Here is an 18,919-nt window from a genome sequence, read left to right on the forward strand (position 1 = left end):
ATCGATCATTCGACCGAAGCGCCTCCAACCTCACCTTAACTACCTAACTCGTTGAATTTCAAGGAGTTTGTCGTTCCGATGTCGCTGGAAGTGGGGCGCATTATAAGGGGATTCGAAACCCCGTCAAGCTAAATTTCAAGAAAAGCCGATCCCCTATACCCTTGCACCCCACCCAAGCAATTGCGCACTATATTGCACACCCCCGTACACCTCCCAAGGATAGCCGCGCAGAAATGAACACCCAGCCCCGCAGCCTGGCCGCCACTCTCTTCCCGATCGGCCTGCTGCTGATTGCCATGGCCTCGATCCAGTCCGGCGCCTCATTGGCCAAAAGCATGTTCCCTATCATTGGCGCTCAAGGCACCACCACCCTGCGCCTGATCTTCGCCAGCATCATCATGCTGCTGATCCTGCGGCCATGGCGGGTCAGCCTGACCGCCAACACCCTGCGCAACGTGGTCATCTACGGCATGTCACTGGGCGGCATGAACTTCCTCTTCTATATGTCCCTGCAGACCACACCGCTGGGCATCGCTGTCGCCCTGGAGTTCACCGGCCCCCTGGCAGTAGCGCTGTTTGCCTCGCGGCGTGCGCTGGACTTCGTGTGGATTGCCCTGGCCGTCGCGGGTCTGTTATTGCTGCTGCCGGTCGGGCACGGTGGTCAGCCGTTGGACCTGCAGGGTGCGGCCTATGCACTGGGCGCGGGTGTGTGCTGGGCACTGTATATTCTGTTTGGCCAACGTGCCGGCGCCGAGCATGGTATCCAGAGTGCGGCCCTCGGCGTGGTGGTCGCAGCGCTGTTTGTCGCGCCTGTCGGCATCGTACATGCCGGTAGTGCGCTGCTCACCCCTGCCGTGATCCCTCTGGCACTGGGTGTCGCCGTGCTTTCGACCGCCCTGCCCTACAGCCTGGAAATGGTCGCCCTGACCCGCATGCCAGCCCGCACCTTCGGCACGCTGATGAGTATCGAACCGGCGATTGGCGCGCTGTCAGGCCTGCTGTTCCTCGGCGAGGTACTCAGCACCACCCAGTGGCTGGCCATTCTTGCGATCATCGCAGCCTCCGTAGGCGCGACATTGTCCATGCGCCGTGAGACAAGTCCTGCAGTTGCAGCAGACTGATTTGAGAAGTATTTTCATTTTGAGACAAGATTAATGATTGTCCCCGCTCGCCTCGCTGATTAAGCTGTCACAAAATCATAATCTTTACGCTATCTACTTGAGCGGACACGGAAGCCGAGGAAGGTTCAGGAAGACCGAAGCGATAACGACTGGGCCAGACAGCTGATCGGCCCGTGCATTTAAGGACAGGAATGAAACGTATTTTGCTCATCCTGGCCGTCTTGGCCATGGCCGGATGCGCCGCAACGGCCAAAACTGAGGTCAAAAAGGGGAAGAAAGGCCTGCATATCAATTGCTCTGGCCTGTCTTCGTCATGGGACAAGTGCTACAGCAAAGCGGCCACTTCCTGCAGCGCTCGCGGTTACAAGGTGATCGCCCGCTCCGGAGACACCGACGAGGAGCCCGGGGACTACCTGTTCGGCATCAACCCCGCCGGCTACACCAGCCGCAGCATGATCGTCATCTGTAAATAGAAAAGGGCAGCCTGCGAGCTGCCCTTCTTTATATGTACCGATTGCCAGCATCCGTCAAAGCGGCGCCGTGCGCGCCTTCAGCCAATCCAGCGCAGCGCCTTGCAGCAAAGGAGCCAAGCGCTCGTGTACCGTGGCGTGATACTGGTTCAGCCAATCCCGCTCTTGCGTGGTCAGCATTTCGGGAAGCAAGCAGCGCGTATCGATAGGGCACAGCGTCAACGTCTCGAAGCAGAGGAACTCGCCGAACGCGCTATTGCCCGCCTCGCGGTTCGCCACCAGGTTCTCGATGCGCACACCCCAGGCGCCCGGCCGGTAGGTCCCCGGCTCGATCGAGCTGATCATGCCCACCTGCATTGCCGTCTGAGGCGAGATTGCCGCCTGGTAGGCAATCACCTGGGGACCTTCGTGCACGTTCATGAAGTAGCCAACACCATGCCCGGTACCGTGCCCATAGTCCACCTGGTCTGCCCAGATCGGCGCCCGTGCAATGGCATCGAGCAACGGTGACAGGATGCCGCGCGGGAAGCTGGCTCGCGACAAGGCAATCATGCCCTTGAGCACGCGCGTGCAGTCCTGCTTTTGCATGACGCTTGGCGTGCCTACCGGAACCATCCGCGTGATGTCGGTGGTGCCCCCCAGATACTGCCCACCGGAATCGATCAGCAGCAGGCCATCACCTTCGATGGTCGCGTGGGATTCCTCGGTAGCGCGGTAATGCGGCATCGCGCCATTGCCGTTGAACGCGGCAATGGTCGAAAAGCTCAGCGAGACGAAACCTGGTCGGCGAGCGCGCGCAGCGCTCAACTGCTCATCGACCGTCAGTTCGGTGATGGCCTCCTGGCCCTGATGCGCCTCAAACCAGGCGAAGAATTCGCACAAGGCCGCGCCATCCTGCTCCATGACCTGGCGGATGTGCACCAGCTCTTCTTCACCTTTGCGTGATTTGCTCAGGGTGGTCGGGTTCAGCCCTTCGATCAGCTGAACCTGGGCATCCAGATGCTTCAGCAAGCCGCAAGTCACGCGAGCCGGGTCGACCAGCAGTCGGCTATGCGGGGCCAGTTCAGCCAGCGCCTGCGCAACCTTGCTGTAATCGCGCACCTCGATGCCGTCGACCTCAAGTACATGGCGCAAGTGCTCATCAAGCTTTCCGGTGCCGACGAACAGGATCGCCTGGCCCTTGCCAACCAGTGCAAAGGACACGAAGACCGGGTTGTAGGACACATCACTGCCGCGCAGGTTGAACAGCCAGGCGATGTCGTCCAGCGTCGCGATGAAGTGCCAATCAGCGCCCCTCTCCTGCAGCGTTGCCCGCAGTTGGCGAAGCTTCTCGGCCCGGCTGACCGTGGCATAGGGCGGCAGGTGCTGATAGATCGGGTTGGCAGGCAGCGCCGGGCGGCCCTCCCACACCTCGGCGAGCAAGTCCCGATCGGTTGCCAAGTGCGCCTCGCGGGCCTTGAGTCGCTCCTCGAGCTGGCGGGCCGAAGCCAGCGCCATGACTGCACCATCTACGGCTACAGTACCTTTGAGCCGAACATTGTCACCCAGCCATTCCAGCGCACCCGGCTTGCCCGGCAGAAGCTTCATCAAGACGATGCCGCTACCGGCCAGCTCCTTCTCGGCTTGCTCCCAGTAACGGCTGTCGACCCACACCCCCGCGAAGTCTGCGGTCACCACCAATGTACCTACCGAACCGTCAAAGCCCGACAGCCACCGACGCCCTTGCCAATAGCCCGGCAGATACTCGGAGAGGTGTGGGTCGGCCGACGGCACCAACAGGGCATCGACCCCCTCCCGGGCCATGACTGCGCGCACGCGCGCCAAGCGCTCCGGCACACTTTGCTCAATCGTGGTCTGAACGTTCATGCGCACTCCTGCGGTCACATCGTGGTTGTTCCAGGGGGAGAATAATGGAACAGCTGCCACAGTCCCGCAATCGCGGCGGCCGACTCACGGCACGCTATGCCCATCCCGCCACCTGCAGCCGGGCCGGGACCGTCAGTCACATCCAGCTGAACTTACCGATGGCAGTGGCTTCACAACCTGTACATTCACTGCAAACAGGCAGATGCCCATGCCCAGTGCCCGCCAGCCGAAGACCGCCGTGGTATTGCTCGACACTCGCGAGCACACCCCGGAACATGAACATGCCGTGCACATGAAACTGGCGGACCGCCTGGCCCGGCTGCTGGGTTGTCATGCCGTACTGCCGGGCGTGCCCGCAAAGGACGACCCGCACTATTATTACCTGCCTACCGAAACCCTGGTCGGCCCTGAGCGTTATGCCGCCATGGGCATTCGCAGCGAGCACGACCTGTTCGGCGGACTGGTCAGCCACCCTTACATGGCTACCAAGGCCATTTCCCACCCGATACCGGCCGATGCCCAATTCCCACCGGGCTGGACCGATGCCTTCGCCCGCCAGGCAAGCGATGCATTACTTCGCGGCTACACCGTTTTCAGCAAGGCCGATGCCCGGCGCGCCACCCAATTGCTGCTGCTTGATGGTCCAGTCCGGGTCAAGCCGGTGCTGGCGAGTGCGGGGCGGGGCCAGCATGTCATCTTCGAGGCGGATCAGCTGGAACCGCTGTTGAGCAACATCGATGAACGGGACCTCGCCCTGTGGGGCCTGGTGCTGGAAGAAGACCTGAGCCGTGTCGAGACCTTCAGTGTCGGTCAGGTCCGCGTCGGCGGCTTGACCTGCAGTTATCACGGCACCCAGCAGCTGACCCGGGACCACCAAGGTACCGAAGTCTACGGCGGCTCCGAACTGGTCGTGGTGCGCGGTGACTACCTGGCCCTGCTGCAACGGCCTCTGGAAGACCACCTGCGCCTGGCAATTACCCAGGCCATGGCCTACGAGCAAGCCGCCGAGCAGCACTTCCCGGGCTTCATCGCATCGCGGCGCAACTACGATATCGCTCGCGGCATTACGGCCGACGGCCATGTGCGCAGCGGCGTGCTCGAACAATCGTGGCGTCTAGGGGGAGCCAGCAGCGCAGAGCTCCCGGCACTGCAGGCATTTGCCGACGACCCGGCACTACAGCAGGTATGCGCCTCAACCCATGAAGTGTTCGGCACGCCAGACTTGCCCGCTGACGCCACCCTCTTCTATCAAGGAAACGACAGTGAACTCGGACAACTCAGCAAATACGCACGGATTCGCCGGCATGAGCATTCAGAGTGAAACCGTGGAACTGCAGGTCGAGGATGACAGCATCGTCGGCACGCTGGTCAGCCCCGGCAGCAAGATGCCCGGCATTCTCTTCGTCCACGGCTGGGGCGGCAGCCAGCAGCGCGACCTGGCACGCGCACGGCACATTACGGGCCTGGGCTGCGTGTGCATGACCTTCGACCTGCGCGGCCACGCGAAAACCGAAAGCCAGCGCCTGACCGTCACGCGCGAGCAGAATCTCCAGGACCTGCTGGCTGCCTACGATCGGCTGGTCAGTCATCCGGCGGTGGACAGCAGCGCGATCGCCATCATTGGCAGCAGCTACGGTGGCTATCTGGCCACCTTGCTGACCTTGCAGCGGCCAGTGAAATGGCTGGCGTTGCGCGTGCCAGCGATGTACTGGGATGACGAATGGAACATGCCCAAACAGGCGCTCGACCGCCAGCGCCTGAACGATTACCGCTTGCGCCTGCTCGGCCCCTCCGACAACCGTGCGCTGGCGGCCTGTGCCGAGTTTTCCGGTGATGTGCTGCTGGTCGAATCGGAGCAGGATGACTACGTGCCCCACGCCACACTGATGAGCTACCGCTCGGCATTCGTCAGCGCTCATTCGCTGACCCATCGCATCGTCGACGGTGCCGATCACGCCCTATCGAGTGAGCAAAGCCAGAAGGCTTATAGCTCGATCCTGGCCGCATGGGTCAGCGAGATGGTGATCGGCGCACGCCTGGACCGCTACCCGCACTACGCACCCTGGTACGCCTGAAGGTCGGCAACCTGGCAATGCAGCCCGCCATCGGCCCCGCGTATCAGGCTGCGCATCGCCTGATACGCGGAAAGGTTGACACCACGCGCCTGATGGCGCCTAAGCAGTTCGAAAAAGGGCTCCTCGGCAAACAACTCCGCCGCTACCACCCAAGCCTGGCGTGATTGCCATTGCAGGTTTTGCAAGACCCGGCTGCCATCGTCACTGGTCTGGATGCTGACGCTTTGCAAACCTTGGCATCGCGCAGCCAACTCCTCGCTGCGCGCAACCAATGCCTCAGCCAGTGCCACCTGGCGGGAAGCGGGCACTTCATATTCGATCATCTGGGTGAACCACAGGGAATGCGTGGTGGCCGTCATCGCGTGTCTCCTTGCTGCGAGCGCTTGATTCGGAATCGCCAGAAGGGTAAAACCTCCAGTTAACTCAAGGTCAAGCGTTTTTTCCCATGCCCAAGCCATCCCCCACTGCCCCGGAAAAGCTGCTCAGCGTCGGCCAGTTGGCCGCGCGTAGCGGCGTGGCAGTGACTGCATTGCATTTCTACGAAACCAAGGGCCTGATCCAGAGCACCCGTAATGCGGGCAACCAAAGGCGCTACCCAAGGGCAATGCTGCGCCGGGTCGCGGTGATCAAGATGGCCCAGCGCCTGGGCATCGCGCTGGCCGAGATTGCCTCGGCGCTGGCCACTCTGCCCAACGACCAAACTCCGACCGCCGAAGACTGGCGGCGCCTATCGGCACGCTGGCGTGAGGATCTGAACCACAGGATCGACGAAATGGTCAGGCTGCGCGACCAGCTCGACGGCTGCATCGGCTGCGGTTGCATGTCGCTGAAGGAATGCCCGCTGCGCAATCGCCAGGATCATCTGGCGGATGAGGGGCCGGGGCCGCATCTACCCTGAGCCAGGCAAGGCAAAGCGCTGCCGATACTCGCTGGGAGTCAGCCCGGTAATGCGTTGGAACACCTTGCGAAACGCCCCCGGGTCCTGATAACCGACCCCCCAGGCAATCTGCTCGACCGTGCGCCGGGTGAACTCCAGCATTCGGCAGGCACGCCCCACCTTTACTTGCTGGCAGTACTCGGTAGGCTTGAGGCCGGTGGCCGCACGAAAGCGCCGGAGGAATGTGCGCACCTCTAGCCCGGCACAAGTGGCCATGCCGGCGAGGTCGGCGTCTTGCGCACCCGCTGCCTGCAACCAGTGCTGAACTTTCAGCACCGCCTCGTCGCCATGGTCCAGGCGCGGGCTGAACAGCGCCCCCGGCAATGGCCTGCTGACCGGCTCGACGGACAGGTAGCGCGCCGTCTCCCAGGCCACCGACGCGCCGAGATAGCGCTCCAGCAGGCGCAACCCCAGTTCGGTCCATGCCATCAGGCCAGCAGAAGTGATGATGTCGCCGTCATCCAGCAGCGGCAGATTGGCCTCCACATGGACCTTGGGGTAACGCTCGGCAAGGGTTTGCGCGTAATTCCAGTGAGAACTGGCTGCCCGCCCATCGAGCAGGCCACTGGCGGCAATGAAGAACACGCCGATACACACTGACGCCATCACCGTGCCTTGGCCATGCCATTGGCACAACGGCTGCCGGTGACGTTCGAGCAGATCCGGGGGCGGGGTCGCCTCCAGGCTCGGCGGGATGATCAACACACGCAGCGGCTGGCTCGCCGCGCCAAGGCCGTCCTCAATGCGCTGCAACAGCCCTGCCTCATCGAGCTGCCAGTGGCTGACCCGGATCTGCGGCAGCCCGACGGCGCCCAGCTCGGCGACCATGCGATTGGCCACGCTGAACACGTCGCTCAGGCCGTGCAACGCCGCGCGCTGCGCGCCCGGGTAGTGCAGCAGGCCGATCTCCAGGTTGCCGGGGCTGTCAGTTTTTGCCGCCATTGTGTCGATCGCGCCAATCCTCAAGTCGATGCCCACAGCCTATAACTATCGTCATCCAACTACTACTGCCACAGGAGGCAGCATGAGCAAGCAGGCCCTGATCATCATCGACATCCAGAACGACTATTTCCCCGGCGGCAAATGGACCCTCGAGGGGGCCGACCAGGCAGCTGACAACGCCGCACGCCTGCTCGCTGCAGCGCGCGCCAAGGGCGATCTGGTGGTGCATGTGAAGCATGAGTTCGAAAGCGCCGATGCGCCCTTCTTCGCGCCAGGCTCCGAGGGCGCAGCCATCCACGACAAGGTGGCCCCTGCAGCGGGCGAGCCGGTCGTGCTCAAGCACAAGGTCAACGCGTTCCTCGGGACCGATCTCAAGCAGACGCTGGACCGGCATCAGGTCAAGGCTGTGACCATCGTCGGCAGCATGAGCCACATGTGCATCGATGCCGCCTCCCGCGCCGCCGCCGACTTCGGCTTCGACGTCACCGTGGCCCACGATGCCTGCGCCACCTTGCCGCTGGAGTTCGAGGGCAAGCAGGTACCGGCCACCCATGTGCACGACTCGGCCATGGCGGCGTTGGCGTTCGCCTATGCCAAGGTGGTGAAGACCGACGAATTGCTCAACGATTGACCTTCAAAGGCATCAGATCACCACGTTACGCACAAAGCGCACGGGCACTGTCCCATCATTGCGATAGGCATAGCGGCAGTTGCTGGGAAATACATGGAACTGCCCGACCTGCAGGCAGTGCTCGGCGCCCTCGATAATAAGCGTCAACTGGCCTTCGGCCACATAGATCTGCTCACTCCAGCCCTCGGCATCAGCTTCGCTGGTGTAGTACTCGCCAGACGCGAGGGTCCATTCCCAGATTTCCACTTCGCGCCGGGCACTGCTGCTGGCCAGCAGCACGGCCTTGCTCTGCGGGTGCTTGCCCGTCCAGGCCAGTTCGTCGATGCGGCTGGGGTCGCGCTGACCGGGGGCCTGGATCAGGGTGCTGAAGGCGACACCCAGGGCTTCGGCAATCAGGTCGAGGGTCGTCAGGCTGACATTCTTCTCGCCCGCCTCGATCGCCACGAGCATTCGCCGGCTGACCCCGGAACGTTCGGCCAGGGCGCTCTGGCTCAGCCCGGTCGCATTGCGCAGGCTGCGGACATTAAGGCTGACATGCTGCAGCACCGAGGCACGGTGCGTCGAATCTTTGTGCACTATATTGCTCACTGGTAGGGATTTGCGCAGTATACTGCCCACTTTGCGGCGATTGTGCGCCGCTCCCTCCGAGTGCGCAAGACCATGAGCCGACCGACCAGCAGCCCACAAACCGCAGTCTCTTTTCGCCTGAGCAAGGCCGAAATGGTGCTGGTGTTCATCACCATGCTGTGGGGCGGTACCTTCCTGCTGGTGCACAACGTCATGACCGTGAGCGGCCCGATGTTCTTCGTCGGCCTGCGCTTCGCCGCAGCGGCGCTGTTTGTCGGCCTGGCATCGGCGCGTGCATTGCCCGGCCTGACCTTCACCGAATTGAAAGCCGGCGTGCTGATCGGCGTCTCCATCATGCTGGGCTACGGCCTGCAGACCATGGGCTTGCAAACCATCAGCAGCAGCCAGTCGGCCTTCATCACCGCGCTTTATGTGCCGTTCGTGCCATTGCTCCAGTGGCTGGTGCTGGGCCGCCGTCCAGGGCTGATGCCGAGCATCGGCATCTGCCTGGCGTTCGTCGGCCTGATGCTGCTGGCCGGCCCCGAAGGCGGCGCGCTGCACTTCAGCGAAGGTGAAGTGGTGACCCTGGTGAGCGCCGTGGCCATCGCCGCCGAGATCATCCTGATCAGCCGCTTCGCCGGCCAGGTCGATGTGCGCCGGGTCACCGTGGTGCAGTTGGCAACCGCTTCGCTGCTGGCGTTCCTGATGATCGTGCCGACCCAGGAGCGTCTGCCCGACTTTTCCTGGTTGCTGTTGCTCAGCGCGTTGGGCCTTGGCGCCATGAGCGCGGTGATCCAGGTGGCGATGAACTGGGCACAGAAGTCGGTTTCACCCACCCGCGCCACGCTGATCTACGCGGGCGAGCCGGTGTGGGCCGGCATCGTTGGGCGCATCGCTGGCGAGCGCTTGCCAGGCATCGCACTGATCGGCGGGTTGCTGATAGTCATTGCCGTGGTGGTGAGCGAACTGAAGATCCGGCGCAGCCGTGAAGGCAGCGATGCCCTCGAGGCACCAGCCGCGCGCGAAACTGAAGCCGGCCTGTGAAGCGCCCGGCAGCGTCTATGCTTTGTAAAAAACTGTTATAAAAAAACAGCTTGTCACAGCGCTTTTGTAGGATTCTGCGACAGCTTGCGTGTTGGTGATCAACGGCCCGGCACGTATGATCCTTGCAAACCTTTCCAGAATAGAACGCTATGTCATTGATAGTGCTACTGCTTCTGCCGTTCCTGGGCAGTTGCCTGGCAGCTGCGCTGCCGCACAACGCACGTAACGCAGAGTCCATCCTGGCTGGGCTCGTGGCCCTGGTCGGCACCGTCCAGGTAGCACTGCTGTACCCTCAGGTTGTCGATGGCGGGGTTATTCGCGAAGAACTGCTGTGGCTGCCCAGCCTGGGGCTGAACCTGGTCCTGCGCATGGACGGTTTCGCCTGGCTGTTCTCATTGCTGGTACTGGGTATCGGCGCGCTGGTGTCGCTGTATGCCCGGTACTACATGTCGCCGCAAGACCCGGTGCCACGCTTCTTCGCCTTTTTCCTGGCATTCATGGGTGCCATGCTCGGCCTGGTAATCTCCGGCAACCTGATCCAGCTGGTGTTCTTCTGGGAACTGACCAGCCTGTTCTCGTTCCTGCTGATCGGTTACTGGCATCACCGCGCCGACGCCCGCCGCGGCGCCTACATGGCCTTGATGGTCACCGGGGCCGGTGGCCTATGCCTGCTGGTCGGGGCCCTGCTGCTCGGCCATGTGGTCGGCAGCTACGACCTGGACAAGGTCCTGGCTGCCGGCGAAACCATCCGCCAGCACGCCCTGTACCCGGTGTTGCTGCCCCTTGTCCTGATCGGCGCATTGAGCAAGAGTGCGCAATTCCCCTTCCAGTTCTGGCTGCCCCATGCCATGGCAGCACCCACTCCGGTTTCCGCCTACCTGCACTCGGCGACCATGGTCAAGGCCGGCGTGTTCCTGCTGGCACGCCTCTGGCCAGTGCTGTCGGGCACCGAAGAATGGTTCTGGATAGTGGGCGGCGCGGGTGCCATTACCCTGCTGCTGGGCGCCTTCGCCGCAATGTTCCAGAACGACCTCAAGGGCCTGCTGGCCTATTCGACCATCAGCCACCTGGGCCTGATCACCCTGCTGCTGGGCCTCAACAGTCCGCTGGCAGCGGTCGCCGCCGTGTTCCACATTCTCAATCACGCTACCTTCAAGGCCTCGTTGTTCATGGCCGCCGGCATCATCGACCATGAAAGCGGCACCCGTGACATCCGCCGCCTGAGCGGCCTGGTCCGCCTGGTGCCCTATACCGCGACCCTGGCCATGGTGGCCAGCGCCTCGATGGCCGGCGTGCCGCTGATGAACGGCTTCCTGTCCAAGGAAATGTTCTTCGCCGAAACCGTGTTCATCAGCTCCACCGCCTGGGTCGAAGCAATGCTGCCGGTGATCGCCACCCTCGCCGGGACCTTCAGCGTCGCCTATGCCCTGCGCTTCACTGTCGATGTATTTTTCGGGCCTACGGCAGAAGACCTGCCACACACGCCGCACGAACCACCTCGCTGGATGCGCGCACCGGTCGAACTGCTGGTACTCACCTGCCTGGTAGTGGGCATATTCCCGGCCCAGTCGGTCGGCCCGCTGCTGGCCGCCGCTGCACTGCCGGTGGTGGGTGGCACACTGCCAGAATACAGCCTGGCCATCTGGCACGGCTGGAATGCCCCGCTGATCATGAGCCTGATGGCCATGTGCGGCGGTATCGTGCTCTACCTGCTGTTGCGCAACCAGCTGCGTCTCGGGCGCTTCCCGTATCCACCGCTGATCGAGCGCCTCAACGGCAAGCGCCTGTTCGAGCACGGTCAGGTCCGGCTGATGCTGCTGGCACGGCGCATCGAGCGGTTGCTGACCAGCCGCCGCCTGCAGTCGCAACTGTTCATGCTGGTACTGGCCGCCTTCATCGCCGGCCTCTCGCCGATGCTGTACAGCGGCCTGAGCTGGGGTGACCGGCCGAAGATCCCGGGCTCCGGGGTGTTCGTCGCATTGTGGCTGATCGCTATCGCCTGTGCCATCGGGGCTGCCTATCAGGCCAAGTACCATCGCTTGGCCGCGCTGATCATGGTCGGTGTCTGCGGCCTGATGACGTGCATCACCTTCGTCTGGTTCTCCGCCCCTGACCTGGCCCTGACCCAACTCGTGGTCGAAGTGGTCACCACGGTACTGATCCTGCTTGGCCTGCGCTGGTTGCCACGGCGGATCGAAGGTGTGTCCCCGCTCCCTGGCAGCCTCGACCGTGCCCGTGCCCGCCGCCTGCGCGACCTGCTGCTGGCGATACTGGTCGGCGGCGGCATGGCCGTGTTGTCCTACTCCATGCTGACCCGGCCGACACCCAACGACATCTCTTCGTTCTACCTCAGCCGCGCCCTGCCACAAGGCGGTGGCACCAATGTGGTCAACGTGATGCTGGTGGATTTCCGCGGCTTCGACACCCTCGGCGAGATCACCGTACTGGTGGCCGTGGCGCTGACTGTGTTCGCCCTGCTGCGGCGCTTCCGCCCGCCGAAAGAGAGCATGCAGTTACCCGCGCAGCAGCGTCAGCTGGCGCCGGACGTGGTCACCGACCTGATCAACCCGCGGCATGCCACCGACACCGCTCTGGGGTTCATGATGGTGCCGGCGGTGCTTGTGCGCCTGCTGCTGCCGATCGCCCTGCTGGTATCGATGTACCTGTTCATGCGTGGCCATAACCAGCCGGGCGGCGGTTTCGTCGCTGGCCTGGTGATGTCGGTGGCGTTCATCCTTCAGTACATGGTGGCCGGCACCCAGTGGGTCGAGGCGCAAATGAGCCTGCGGCCGCTGCGCTGGATGGGCACCGGGCTACTCTGTGCAACCCTGACCGGGGCTGGCGCCATGCTGCTCGGCTATCCGTTCCTCACCACCCATACCGCCCACCTGCACCTGCCCCTGCTCGGCGATGTGCACGTGGCCAGCGCGCTGTTCTTCGACATCGGCGTGTTCACCGTGGTGGTCGGCTCGACGCTGCTGATCCTCACCGCCCTCGCGCACCAGTCGGTGCGCGCCTACCGCCCGGGCAGCCCATCGAAGCCCAGCCAAGCAGGAGCCGCCTGATGGAAGAAGTCATCGCAGTCGCCATCGGTGTACTGGCCGCCTCGGGGGTGTGGTTGATCCTGCGCCCTCGGACCTACCAGGTGATCATGGGCCTGTGCCTGCTGTCGTATGGGGTCAACCTGTTCATCTTCAGCATGGGCAGCCTGTTCATCGGCAAGGAGCCGATCATCAAGGAAGGCGTGACTCAGGACCTGCTGCACTACACCGATCCGCTGCCACAGGCGCTGGTGCTCACGGCCATTGTCATCAGCTTTGCCATGACCGCGCTGTTCCTGGTAGTGCTGCTGGCATCGCGTGGCCTGACCGGCACCGACCATGTGGATGGCCGGGAGCGTGACGAATGAGTGGCATGAGTCAACTGATCGTCGCCCCTATCCTGCTACCGCTGCTGACTGCCGCAGTGATGCTGCTGCTTGGCGAAAAGCATCGGCGGATCAAGGCGCGCCTGAACCTGCTGTCCACTTTCACCGGCCTGGCCATCGCCGTGAGCCTGCTGCTATGGGTACGCACCCAGGGGCAGGCCGAATCGATCGGCGTCTACCTCCCAGGCAACTGGCCCGCGCCCTTTGGCATCGTGCTGGTGGTGGATCATCTTTGCGCACTGCTGCTGACCCTGACGGGTGTCATCGGCATCAGCGCCCTGCTGTTCGCCCGCGCCCGCTGGGATGGTGCCGGCGCCAGCTTCCACGCGTTGTTCCAGATTCAGCTGATGGGCCTGTATGGCGCCTTCCTCACCGCCGACCTGTTCAATCTGTTCGTGTTCTTCGAAGTCTTGCTGGCCGCCTCCTACGGCCTGCTACTGCATGGCTCGGGCCGTGCTCGGGTGCGTGCCGGGCTGCATTACATAGCCATAAACCTGTTCGCCTCATCGCTGTTCCTCGTCGGGGCGGCGATGCTGTATGGCGTGACCGGCACCCTCAACATGGCCGACCTCGCCCTGAAGATCCCTCTGGTGCCGGAAGCCGACCGTGGCCTGCTGCATGCAGGTGCAGCGATCCTGGCCATGGCCTTCCTGGCCAAGGCCGGCATCTGGCCGCTGAATTTCTGGCTGGTGCCCGCCTACGCCTCGGCCAGTGCACCAGTCGCAGCGCTGTTTGCGATCATGACCAAGGTCGGCCTGTACGCCGTACTGCGCCTGTGGACCCTGCTGTTCTCCGGGCAGGCAGGGGCCTCGGCGCACTTTGGCGGGCAATGGCTGATCTACGGCGGCCTGGCGACCCTCGCCGTGGCAGCGGTGTCGATACTGGCCGCACAGCGCCTGGAGCGCATGGCCGCACTGAGCATCCTGGTTTCCGCCGGCACCTTGCTCGGCGCGGTCGGTTTCGCCCAGCCGGCGCTTACCGGCGCCGCGCTGTTCTATCTGGTCAACTCGTCCCTGGCGTTGTGCGCGCTGTTCCTGCTGGCCGAACTGGTCGAGCGCTCGCGCTCGGCCAACGAAGCGCCACTGGATGAAGAAGAAGATGCCATGCCTTCACCGCTCGAGTCGCTGCACCCACCCAAGGGCATCAACCTCGACGACGAGCAGAAAGTGGTCATCGGCCAGATCATCCCATGGACCATGGCCTTCCTTGGCCTGAGCTTCATCGCCTGCGCCCTGCTGATCATCGGCATGCCGCCGCTATCCGGGTTCGTTGCCAAGCTCAACCTGATCAGCGCGCTGTTCAATCCACAAGGCCTGGGCATGCCCGCCGAACAACCGCTATCGGTGGCAGGCTGGGGGCTGGTGGCCTTGCTCATTCTCTCGGGCATGGCCTCGCTGATCGCCTTTGGCCGGGTCGGCATCCAGCGTTTCTGGAAGCCCGAAGAGCGCCCATCGCCCGTACTGCGCCGCTACGAGTGCCTGCCGATCGTGATCCTGCTCGGCCTGTGCATCATCCTCAGTTTCAGGGCCGAACCGCTGCTGCGCTATACCCAGGACACGGCGGCCAGCCTGCAGGCACCGCAAGCCTACATCGAAGCGGTGATGGCGGCCCGGCCCATTCCCGGCCCGACCACACTCGACGTACAGGTGCAGCCATGAGCCGACTGTTCCCCGCACCTCTGCTGTCCATGGCCTTGTTCGTGCTGTGGCTGCTGTTGAACCTGTCGGTCAGTCCCGGCAACCTGTTGCTGGGCGCAACGCTTGGCGTGCTGGCCCCGCTGCTGATGGCACCGTTGCGCCCGCAGTACGCGCATGTGCGCAAACCCTGGGTGGTGGCAAAGCTGATTGGCCGGGTCGGCATCGATGTCATCCACTCTAACCTGCTGGTGGCCATCGGCGTGCTGCGCGCCGGGCAACGCCCACCTCGCTCGGCATTCGTGCACATCCCACTGGACCTGCGCGACGCCCACGGCCTCGCAGCACTGTCGATGATCACCACGGTGGTACCCGGCACCGTATGGTCGGAGCTGGCCCTGGACCGCAGCGTACTGCTGCTGCATGTGTTCGACCTCGACGACGAAGCCGCCTTCATCGAGCACTTCAAGCTCACCTACGAACGCCCGCTGATGGAGATTTTCGAATGACAGGCCTGCTCGCCAACGCAGTCCTCGCCAGCCTGTTCATCTTCGCCCTGGCCATGGGCCTGGCGTTGGTCCGGCTGTTCCGCGGCCCCTCCGCACAGGACCGGGTGCTGGCACTGGACTACCTGTACATCCTGGGCATGCTGACGATGCTGGTGCTGGGGATCCGCTATGCCAGTGACACCTATTTCGAAGGTGCACTGCTGATTGCCCTGTTCGGCTTTGTCGGGTCGTTCGCCTTGGCCAAGTTCCTGTTGCGTGGTGAGGTGATCGAATGACTGAAACCCTTGAACTGCCGTTCTGGCTTGAGCTGGTGACTGCCGCCCTGCTGCTGATCGGCAGCCTCTTCGCGCTGATCGGCGCCATTGGCCTGCTGCGCCTGAAAGACTACTTCCAGCGCATGCACCCACCGGCCCTGGCATCGACCATCGGCGCCTGGTGCGTGGCCCTGGCATCGATCATCTACTTTTCCTGGCTCAAGGATAGCCCGGTGCTCCACGCCTGGCTGATTCCGATCCTGCTGTCGATCACCGTGCCGGTCACTACCCTGTTGCTGGCCAGGGCGGCGCTGTTCCGCAAACGCATGGCGAACGAAGCCGTACCGGAAGAAGTCAGCAGCGGCCGGGATCGCGGCAACTGAAGCGGCTGTGCTCAGCCTTGGGTCAGGCGCTGCAACTCGCGCCGTACCATGGCGGCATAAGGCGCAGGGCTCAGCTGATACAACTGGGCCGCCACCCAGGTCAGCCAGCCCAAGCCCATCGCCTCTCGTTGCGCCAGCAGGCGCCGGGCCTCGGCCATGGCTTGCGCCTGGTATTGCCGATGAAACTCGGCACGCGTTCCTGGCGCTTCGTCACCTTCGTTCATTCACTGGCTTTGAAGGTGGTCAGCTCGCCTTTGCGCCACTTCGCGACCTTGCCGGTCACCGCCTTGAGCAGCTTGCCCAGCCCTTCCTGAACCTGTTGTTGCGCGGCGAACACCAGCATCACACCGTGGCCCTCGCGGAATACGATGCCCTCACCTTCCGGCACCGAAACAAATGCGTAGTCGCCTACACCGTAGACATTCAGCTTGATGTCGCGAAAGCGCATTTCCAGCTTGCCGCCTTCGCGGCTAGGCAACACTGCGGCACGAAAGTGATCGCCGACCTTCAATTCCAGGCGTTGCTTGTCATCGACTACCAAGGCGCTCTCGGTATCGATCTCGGCCATGTAAAGGCCTTCGGGGTTCTGTTCGGTGACATAGATGAAACGGCCCTGAAACAGCTTGGCCAATTTGCCGCGCAAATCGCCCAGGGCAAACAAGGCGTGGGTATCCAGTGTACTGACTGCCAATGAAGTAATCCTCAAACCGGTGGCATCCGCCCTCACTCGGAGTCGGTGAGGCGCGGCCATTTCAATTCGATAGGCGAAAAGAATAATAAAGTGATGCGCGAAACGTCTGTGCCTGCTGGCGATGTAGCTCGCAGGAAACTTTACTCCGGCTTGCCAGACGTGGCCTCAAAACGGGCTTTCGGCATATTCCCTGTCAGGGAAGCGTAATGTCTGACAACAAACCCGCCAGAAAAGATGCAATAGATAACTGCAAGCCCCTTGGCACAACGGGCTCAGCTATCCAATCAACGCATTACCGGGGAATGAATATGCACGAAAACACCGAAATCCGTCGAGAGGTAAAGAGCATTTCTTACCACGCATACGTCAGCAACAGGCCACGCTACGTCGTCATACCCGCAGGTATCGAATTCTTCCACGTGACCGAAAGTGCCACTGGCAGGGTCAAGGGTTTTCGCCGCCTGCACCGCGATGCCTGCGCACTGGCCCGCAGCCTGGAAGCCTGAATGACCTCAGGCGGCGTGGCCATCCTGCATGATCTGCAACCAGGCGGCTTGGCATTCCATGGCCTCGCGACGGGTGGCGAACGCGGTACCACGGCGCTCGCCATTGACCAGGACCACCCAACACACCCGCTTGCCCCGTGCCTGCAAACCTGCTGGCACACCTGAACCGATCATCACGGCGACATCGACTCGGCTGTTCATCATTTCCTCCGGCACTTTGATAGCACCCTAACGATGAGGTCATGATACGCCCGCCGACTGCCCTGAAACAGCACATCCCGGTACAGCAGTGTTACGTTCCGAGCAACAAAACCCGCAAGCGCCTTCGACGCAAAAAACGCAAAAAGCCCCAGGGATTACTCCATGGGGCTGGCGCAAGGCGGCCGGTCAGACCTGACGCTGGTGGCGGTCGAGCTGCTCGTGGCGCTCCTGGGCTTCGATGCAATACTTGGTGGTCGGGCTGATGAGCAGGCGCTTCAGGCCAATCGGCTCACCGCTATCATCACACCAGCCGAAGCTTTCGTCGGCGATGCGGTCCAGCGCCATTTCCAGCTGCGGCAGCAAGCGCTGATCGCGGTCGATGGCGTTCACCAGCCAGCTGCGCTCTTCCTCGACCGATGCCACGTCGGCAGGGTCCGACGGGGTGTCCAGGCCTTCGATGGTGGCACGGCTCAGCTCGATGCGCTCATGGGTTTCGACTTTCATCGCCTGCAGCAGGCCAGCAAAGAAAGCCAGCTGGTCAGCGTTCATGTAGTCATCGGCCGACATGGCCAGCAACTGTTCCTTGGTCATCGAATTCTCTATGAAAAAATGTGCATTTGGGCGATTCGGGTGCCGCCGACGCCTTCACATCGGCAGCGGAATTCTTCAAGCGCCAACCGGCACTCTTTTACAGGGGGCGGCAGTCTAAGGCGCCAAGCCGTCATGAGCAACAGCAATCAGGGGAGAAACGCCCGAAATGGCTTGGAATCCGCCCGCTGGCACCCTTGCCCGACATAAATACGAACGCGCCACGGTATCCCGAGGGACGCCGTGGCGACATGAAGCTCAACCTTGCAGCAGGACGATGCCCCGCCTCAGTCAACGGTCTTTGAACTGTGCCTCGCGTTTGGCGATGAAAGCCGCCATCCCTTCTTTCTGGTCTTCGGTGGCAAACGCAGCATGGAACACTCGACGTTCGAAGCGCACGCCTTCACTGAGGGTGACCTCGAAAGCTCGGTTGACGCTTTCCTTGACCATCATGCTGACCGGCACCGATTTGCTGGCGATGGTCGCTGCCACCTTCAATGCCTCGTCCACCAAATCGGCCTGCGGCACGATACGCGCCACCAAGCCGGCACGCTCGGCTTCCTCAGCCCCCATCAGGCGGCCGGTCAGGCACAGTTCCATGGCCTTGGCCTTGCCCACGGCCCGGGTCAGGCGCTGGGTGCCACCCATGCCTGGCAGCACGCCGAGGTTGATTTCCGGCTGGCCGAACTTGGCGTTGTCGGCTGCCAGGATGAAGTCACACATCATCGCCAGCTCACAGCCACCGCCCAAGGCAAACCCCGACACGGCAGCGATGATCGGCTTGCGACGGTTGGCGATGCGGTCCGAATCGCTGAACAGGTCCTCGATGTAAATCTGCGGATACTGCAGCTCGGCCATTTCCTTGATGTCGGCGCCAGCGGCAAAGGCCTTGGCGGAACCTGTCAGCACCACGCAGCCGATGTTCGGGTCGCGCTCGAGCTGGTCCAGGGCCTGGTTGATCTCGCTGACGATCTGCGCGTTGAGTGCGTTCAGCGCCTGCGGGCGGTTGAGGGTGATCAGGCCGACTTTGCCGTGGATGTCCAACAGGATGGTTTCGAATGCCATGCAGTCTG

At 62.8% G+C, this 18,919-nt stretch carries 23 protein-coding genes; 14 read left to right on the forward strand and 9 right to left on the reverse strand.

Going from position 1 to position 18,919, the window contains the following annotated elements:
• Positions 1–233: 233 nt before the first annotated feature.
• Complete coding sequence (gene rhtA, locus CQW31_RS06345; RefSeq protein WP_099814110.1) at positions 234–1,121, forward strand: threonine/homoserine exporter RhtA; 888 nt, start codon at positions 234–236, stop codon at positions 1,119–1,121.
• Between the two features lie 191 nt (positions 1,122–1,312).
• Positions 1,313–1,594 (forward strand): hypothetical protein, encoded by a 282-nt coding sequence (locus CQW31_RS06350; protein ID WP_054883985.1) that lies wholly within the window; start codon positions 1,313–1,315, stop codon positions 1,592–1,594.
• 54 nt (positions 1,595–1,648) lie between these two features.
• Here CQW31_RS06350 and CQW31_RS06355 read toward each other — a convergent pair whose 3' ends face one another.
• The gene (locus CQW31_RS06355; protein ID WP_099814111.1) at positions 1,649–3,457 is read right to left on the reverse strand and encodes an aminopeptidase P family protein; all 1,809 of its coding nucleotides are present in this window, start codon (positions 3,455–3,457) and stop codon (positions 1,649–1,651) included.
• 202 nt (positions 3,458–3,659) lie between these two features.
• Here CQW31_RS06355 and CQW31_RS06360 point away from each other — a divergent pair, with 202 nt between their 5' ends.
• On the forward strand, positions 3,660–4,778 hold the full coding sequence (locus CQW31_RS06360; protein ID WP_099814112.1) for a DUF3182 family protein: 1,119 nt from the start codon (positions 3,660–3,662) through the stop codon (positions 4,776–4,778).
• Positions 4,762–5,532 (forward strand): S9 family peptidase, encoded by a 771-nt coding sequence (locus tag CQW31_RS06365; protein ID WP_054883988.1) that lies wholly within the window; start codon positions 4,762–4,764, stop codon positions 5,530–5,532. Before CQW31_RS06360 ends, CQW31_RS06365 begins: the two co-directional genes overlap by 17 nt.
• Here CQW31_RS06365 and CQW31_RS06370 read toward each other — a convergent pair.
• Positions 5,511–5,891 (reverse strand): antibiotic biosynthesis monooxygenase, encoded by a 381-nt coding sequence (locus CQW31_RS06370; protein ID WP_099814113.1) that lies wholly within the window; start codon positions 5,889–5,891, stop codon positions 5,511–5,513. The two genes, CQW31_RS06365 and CQW31_RS06370, sit on opposite strands and share 22 nt — an antisense overlap.
• A gap of 86 nt (positions 5,892–5,977) precedes the next feature.
• On the opposite strand from CQW31_RS06370, the gene soxR reads away from it, so the two are divergent.
• Complete coding sequence (gene soxR / locus CQW31_RS06375; protein WP_054883990.1) at positions 5,978–6,430, forward strand: redox-sensitive transcriptional activator SoxR; 453 nt, start codon at positions 5,978–5,980, stop codon at positions 6,428–6,430.
• On the opposite strand, the gene CQW31_RS06380 is transcribed toward soxR, so the two are convergent.
• The gene (locus tag CQW31_RS06380; protein WP_099814114.1) at positions 6,422–7,411 is read right to left on the reverse strand and encodes a GlxA family transcriptional regulator; all 990 of its coding nucleotides are present in this window, start codon (positions 7,409–7,411) and stop codon (positions 6,422–6,424) included. The genes soxR and CQW31_RS06380 overlap by 9 nt on opposite strands.
• An 82-nt stretch (positions 7,412–7,493) precedes the next feature.
• Here CQW31_RS06380 and CQW31_RS06385 point away from each other — a divergent pair, with 82 nt between their 5' ends.
• Positions 7,494–8,042, forward strand: coding sequence for a cysteine hydrolase family protein (locus CQW31_RS06385; protein ID WP_054883992.1), 549 nt, complete (start codon positions 7,494–7,496; stop codon positions 8,040–8,042).
• Positions 8,043–8,054: 12 nt separating this feature from the next.
• Here the strand turns inward: CQW31_RS06385 and CQW31_RS06390 are convergent, their stop codons facing one another.
• Positions 8,055–8,618 carry a helix-turn-helix domain-containing protein gene (locus CQW31_RS06390; RefSeq protein WP_054883993.1) on the reverse strand — a complete coding sequence of 188 codons (564 nt, stop codon included), beginning with the start codon at positions 8,616–8,618 and terminating at the stop codon, positions 8,055–8,057.
• Positions 8,619–8,702: 84 nt separating this feature from the next.
• On the opposite strand from CQW31_RS06390, the gene CQW31_RS06395 reads away from it, so the two are divergent.
• From CQW31_RS06395 to CQW31_RS06425, 7 genes are all read left to right on the forward strand, one after another.
• Entirely contained in the window at positions 8,703–9,653 is a 951-nt protein-coding gene (locus tag CQW31_RS06395; RefSeq protein ID WP_054883994.1) for a DMT family transporter, read from the forward strand.
• Positions 9,654–9,802: 149 nt separating this feature from the next.
• A complete protein-coding gene (locus tag CQW31_RS06400; protein WP_054883995.1) occupies positions 9,803–12,718 on the forward strand; it encodes a monovalent cation/H+ antiporter subunit A in 2,916 nt (971 codons plus the stop codon).
• On the forward strand, positions 12,718–13,062 hold the full coding sequence (locus CQW31_RS06405) for a Na+/H+ antiporter subunit C (RefSeq protein WP_012315281.1): 345 nt from the start codon (positions 12,718–12,720) through the stop codon (positions 13,060–13,062). The genes CQW31_RS06400 and CQW31_RS06405 overlap by 1 nt, the downstream gene beginning before the upstream one ends.
• Positions 13,059–14,738 carry a monovalent cation/H+ antiporter subunit D gene (locus tag CQW31_RS06410; RefSeq protein WP_099814115.1) on the forward strand — a complete coding sequence of 560 codons (1,680 nt, stop codon included), beginning with the start codon at positions 13,059–13,061 and terminating at the stop codon, positions 14,736–14,738. Before CQW31_RS06405 ends, CQW31_RS06410 begins: the two co-directional genes overlap by 4 nt.
• A complete protein-coding gene (locus CQW31_RS06415; RefSeq protein WP_099814116.1) occupies positions 14,735–15,223 on the forward strand; it encodes a Na+/H+ antiporter subunit E in 489 nt (162 codons plus the stop codon). The genes CQW31_RS06410 and CQW31_RS06415 overlap by 4 nt, the downstream gene beginning before the upstream one ends.
• Entirely contained in the window at positions 15,220–15,498 is a 279-nt protein-coding gene (locus tag CQW31_RS06420) for a K+/H+ antiporter subunit F (protein ID WP_054883998.1), read from the forward strand. Before CQW31_RS06415 ends, CQW31_RS06420 begins: the two co-directional genes overlap by 4 nt.
• On the forward strand, positions 15,495–15,860 hold the full coding sequence (locus CQW31_RS06425; protein ID WP_054883999.1) for a Na+/H+ antiporter subunit G: 366 nt from the start codon (positions 15,495–15,497) through the stop codon (positions 15,858–15,860). Before CQW31_RS06420 ends, CQW31_RS06425 begins: the two co-directional genes overlap by 4 nt.
• Before the next feature lie 11 nt (positions 15,861–15,871).
• On the opposite strand, the gene CQW31_RS06430 is transcribed toward CQW31_RS06425, so the two are convergent.
• Together CQW31_RS06430 and CQW31_RS06435 are read right to left on the reverse strand one after the other, a co-directional pair.
• On the reverse strand, positions 15,872–16,084 hold the full coding sequence (locus CQW31_RS06430) for a hypothetical protein (protein WP_054884000.1): 213 nt from the start codon (positions 16,082–16,084) through the stop codon (positions 15,872–15,874).
• Entirely contained in the window at positions 16,081–16,551 is a 471-nt protein-coding gene (locus CQW31_RS06435; RefSeq protein WP_054884001.1) for a hypothetical protein, read from the reverse strand. Before CQW31_RS06435 ends, CQW31_RS06430 begins: the two co-directional genes overlap by 4 nt.
• A 308-nt stretch (positions 16,552–16,859) precedes the next feature.
• Between CQW31_RS06435 and CQW31_RS06440 the strand changes: the two genes are divergently transcribed.
• Entirely contained in the window at positions 16,860–17,057 is a 198-nt protein-coding gene (locus tag CQW31_RS06440) for a hypothetical protein (protein WP_082433444.1), read from the forward strand.
• 6 nt (positions 17,058–17,063) lie between these two features.
• Here the strand turns inward: CQW31_RS06440 and CQW31_RS06445 are convergent, their stop codons facing one another.
• The 3 genes from CQW31_RS06445 to CQW31_RS06455 all read right to left on the reverse strand — a co-directional run bounded on the left by CQW31_RS06445 (position 17,064) and on the right by CQW31_RS06455 (position 18,911).
• Complete coding sequence (locus tag CQW31_RS06445) at positions 17,064–17,258, reverse strand: hypothetical protein (protein WP_054884003.1); 195 nt, start codon at positions 17,256–17,258, stop codon at positions 17,064–17,066.
• Between the two features lie 186 nt (positions 17,259–17,444).
• Positions 17,445–17,849: a TraR/DksA C4-type zinc finger protein gene (locus CQW31_RS06450; protein ID WP_003259022.1), complete on the reverse strand. Its 405-nt coding sequence runs from the start codon at positions 17,847–17,849 to the stop codon at positions 17,445–17,447.
• Between the two features lie 288 nt (positions 17,850–18,137).
• Positions 18,138–18,911, reverse strand: a complete 774-nt coding sequence (locus CQW31_RS06455; RefSeq protein ID WP_099814117.1) for an enoyl-CoA hydratase — start codon at positions 18,909–18,911, stop codon at positions 18,138–18,140.
• Between the last annotated feature and the right edge of the window lie 8 nt (positions 18,912–18,919).

Source organism: Pseudomonas sp. 382 (assembly GCF_002759075.1).
GTDB classification, from domain to species: Bacteria; Pseudomonadota; Gammaproteobacteria; order Pseudomonadales; family Pseudomonadaceae; genus Aquipseudomonas; species Aquipseudomonas vlassakiae.

Bases quoted from the DNA above. Each gene is read 5' to 3' on its own strand.
- CQW31_RS06455 (WP_099814117.1), bottom strand. From the start codon at position 18,911: ATGGCATTCGAAACCATCCTGTTGGACATCCACGGCAAAGTCGGCCTG.
- CQW31_RS06400 (WP_054883995.1), top strand. From the start codon at position 9,803: ATGTCATTGATAGTGCTACTGCTTCTGCCGTTCCTGGGCAGTTGCCTG.
- CQW31_RS06430 (WP_054884000.1), bottom strand. From the start codon at position 16,084: ATGAACGAAGGTGACGAAGCGCCAGGAACGCGTGCCGAGTTTCATCGG.
- CQW31_RS06355 (WP_099814111.1), bottom strand. From the start codon at position 3,457: ATGAACGTTCAGACCACGATTGAGCAAAGTGTGCCGGAGCGCTTGGCG.
- CQW31_RS06350 (WP_054883985.1), top strand. From the start codon at position 1,313: ATGAAACGTATTTTGCTCATCCTGGCCGTCTTGGCCATGGCCGGATGC.
- CQW31_RS06370 (WP_099814113.1), bottom strand. From the start codon at position 5,891: ATGACGGCCACCACGCATTCCCTGTGGTTCACCCAGATGATCGAATAT.
- CQW31_RS06420 (WP_054883998.1), top strand. From the start codon at position 15,220: ATGACAGGCCTGCTCGCCAACGCAGTCCTCGCCAGCCTGTTCATCTTC.
- CQW31_RS06415 (WP_099814116.1), top strand. From the start codon at position 14,735: ATGAGCCGACTGTTCCCCGCACCTCTGCTGTCCATGGCCTTGTTCGTG.
- CQW31_RS06405 (WP_012315281.1), top strand. From the start codon at position 12,718: ATGGAAGAAGTCATCGCAGTCGCCATCGGTGTACTGGCCGCCTCGGGG.
- CQW31_RS06385 (WP_054883992.1), top strand. From the start codon at position 7,494: ATGAGCAAGCAGGCCCTGATCATCATCGACATCCAGAACGACTATTTC.
- rhtA (WP_099814110.1), top strand. From the start codon at position 234: ATGAACACCCAGCCCCGCAGCCTGGCCGCCACTCTCTTCCCGATCGGC.
- CQW31_RS06365 (WP_054883988.1), top strand. From the start codon at position 4,762: ATGAGCATTCAGAGTGAAACCGTGGAACTGCAGGTCGAGGATGACAGC.
- CQW31_RS06410 (WP_099814115.1), top strand. From the start codon at position 13,059: ATGAGTGGCATGAGTCAACTGATCGTCGCCCCTATCCTGCTACCGCTG.
- CQW31_RS06425 (WP_054883999.1), top strand. From the start codon at position 15,495: ATGACTGAAACCCTTGAACTGCCGTTCTGGCTTGAGCTGGTGACTGCC.
- CQW31_RS06445 (WP_054884003.1), bottom strand. From the start codon at position 17,258: ATGAACAGCCGAGTCGATGTCGCCGTGATGATCGGTTCAGGTGTGCCA.
- CQW31_RS06440 (WP_082433444.1), top strand. From the start codon at position 16,860: ATGCACGAAAACACCGAAATCCGTCGAGAGGTAAAGAGCATTTCTTAC.
- CQW31_RS06360 (WP_099814112.1), top strand. From the start codon at position 3,660: ATGCCCATGCCCAGTGCCCGCCAGCCGAAGACCGCCGTGGTATTGCTC.
- soxR (WP_054883990.1), top strand. From the start codon at position 5,978: ATGCCCAAGCCATCCCCCACTGCCCCGGAAAAGCTGCTCAGCGTCGGC.
- CQW31_RS06395 (WP_054883994.1), top strand. From the start codon at position 8,703: ATGAGCCGACCGACCAGCAGCCCACAAACCGCAGTCTCTTTTCGCCTG.
- CQW31_RS06450 (WP_003259022.1), bottom strand. From the start codon at position 17,849: ATGACCAAGGAACAGTTGCTGGCCATGTCGGCCGATGACTACATGAAC.
- CQW31_RS06380 (WP_099814114.1), bottom strand. From the start codon at position 7,411: ATGGCGGCAAAAACTGACAGCCCCGGCAACCTGGAGATCGGCCTGCTG.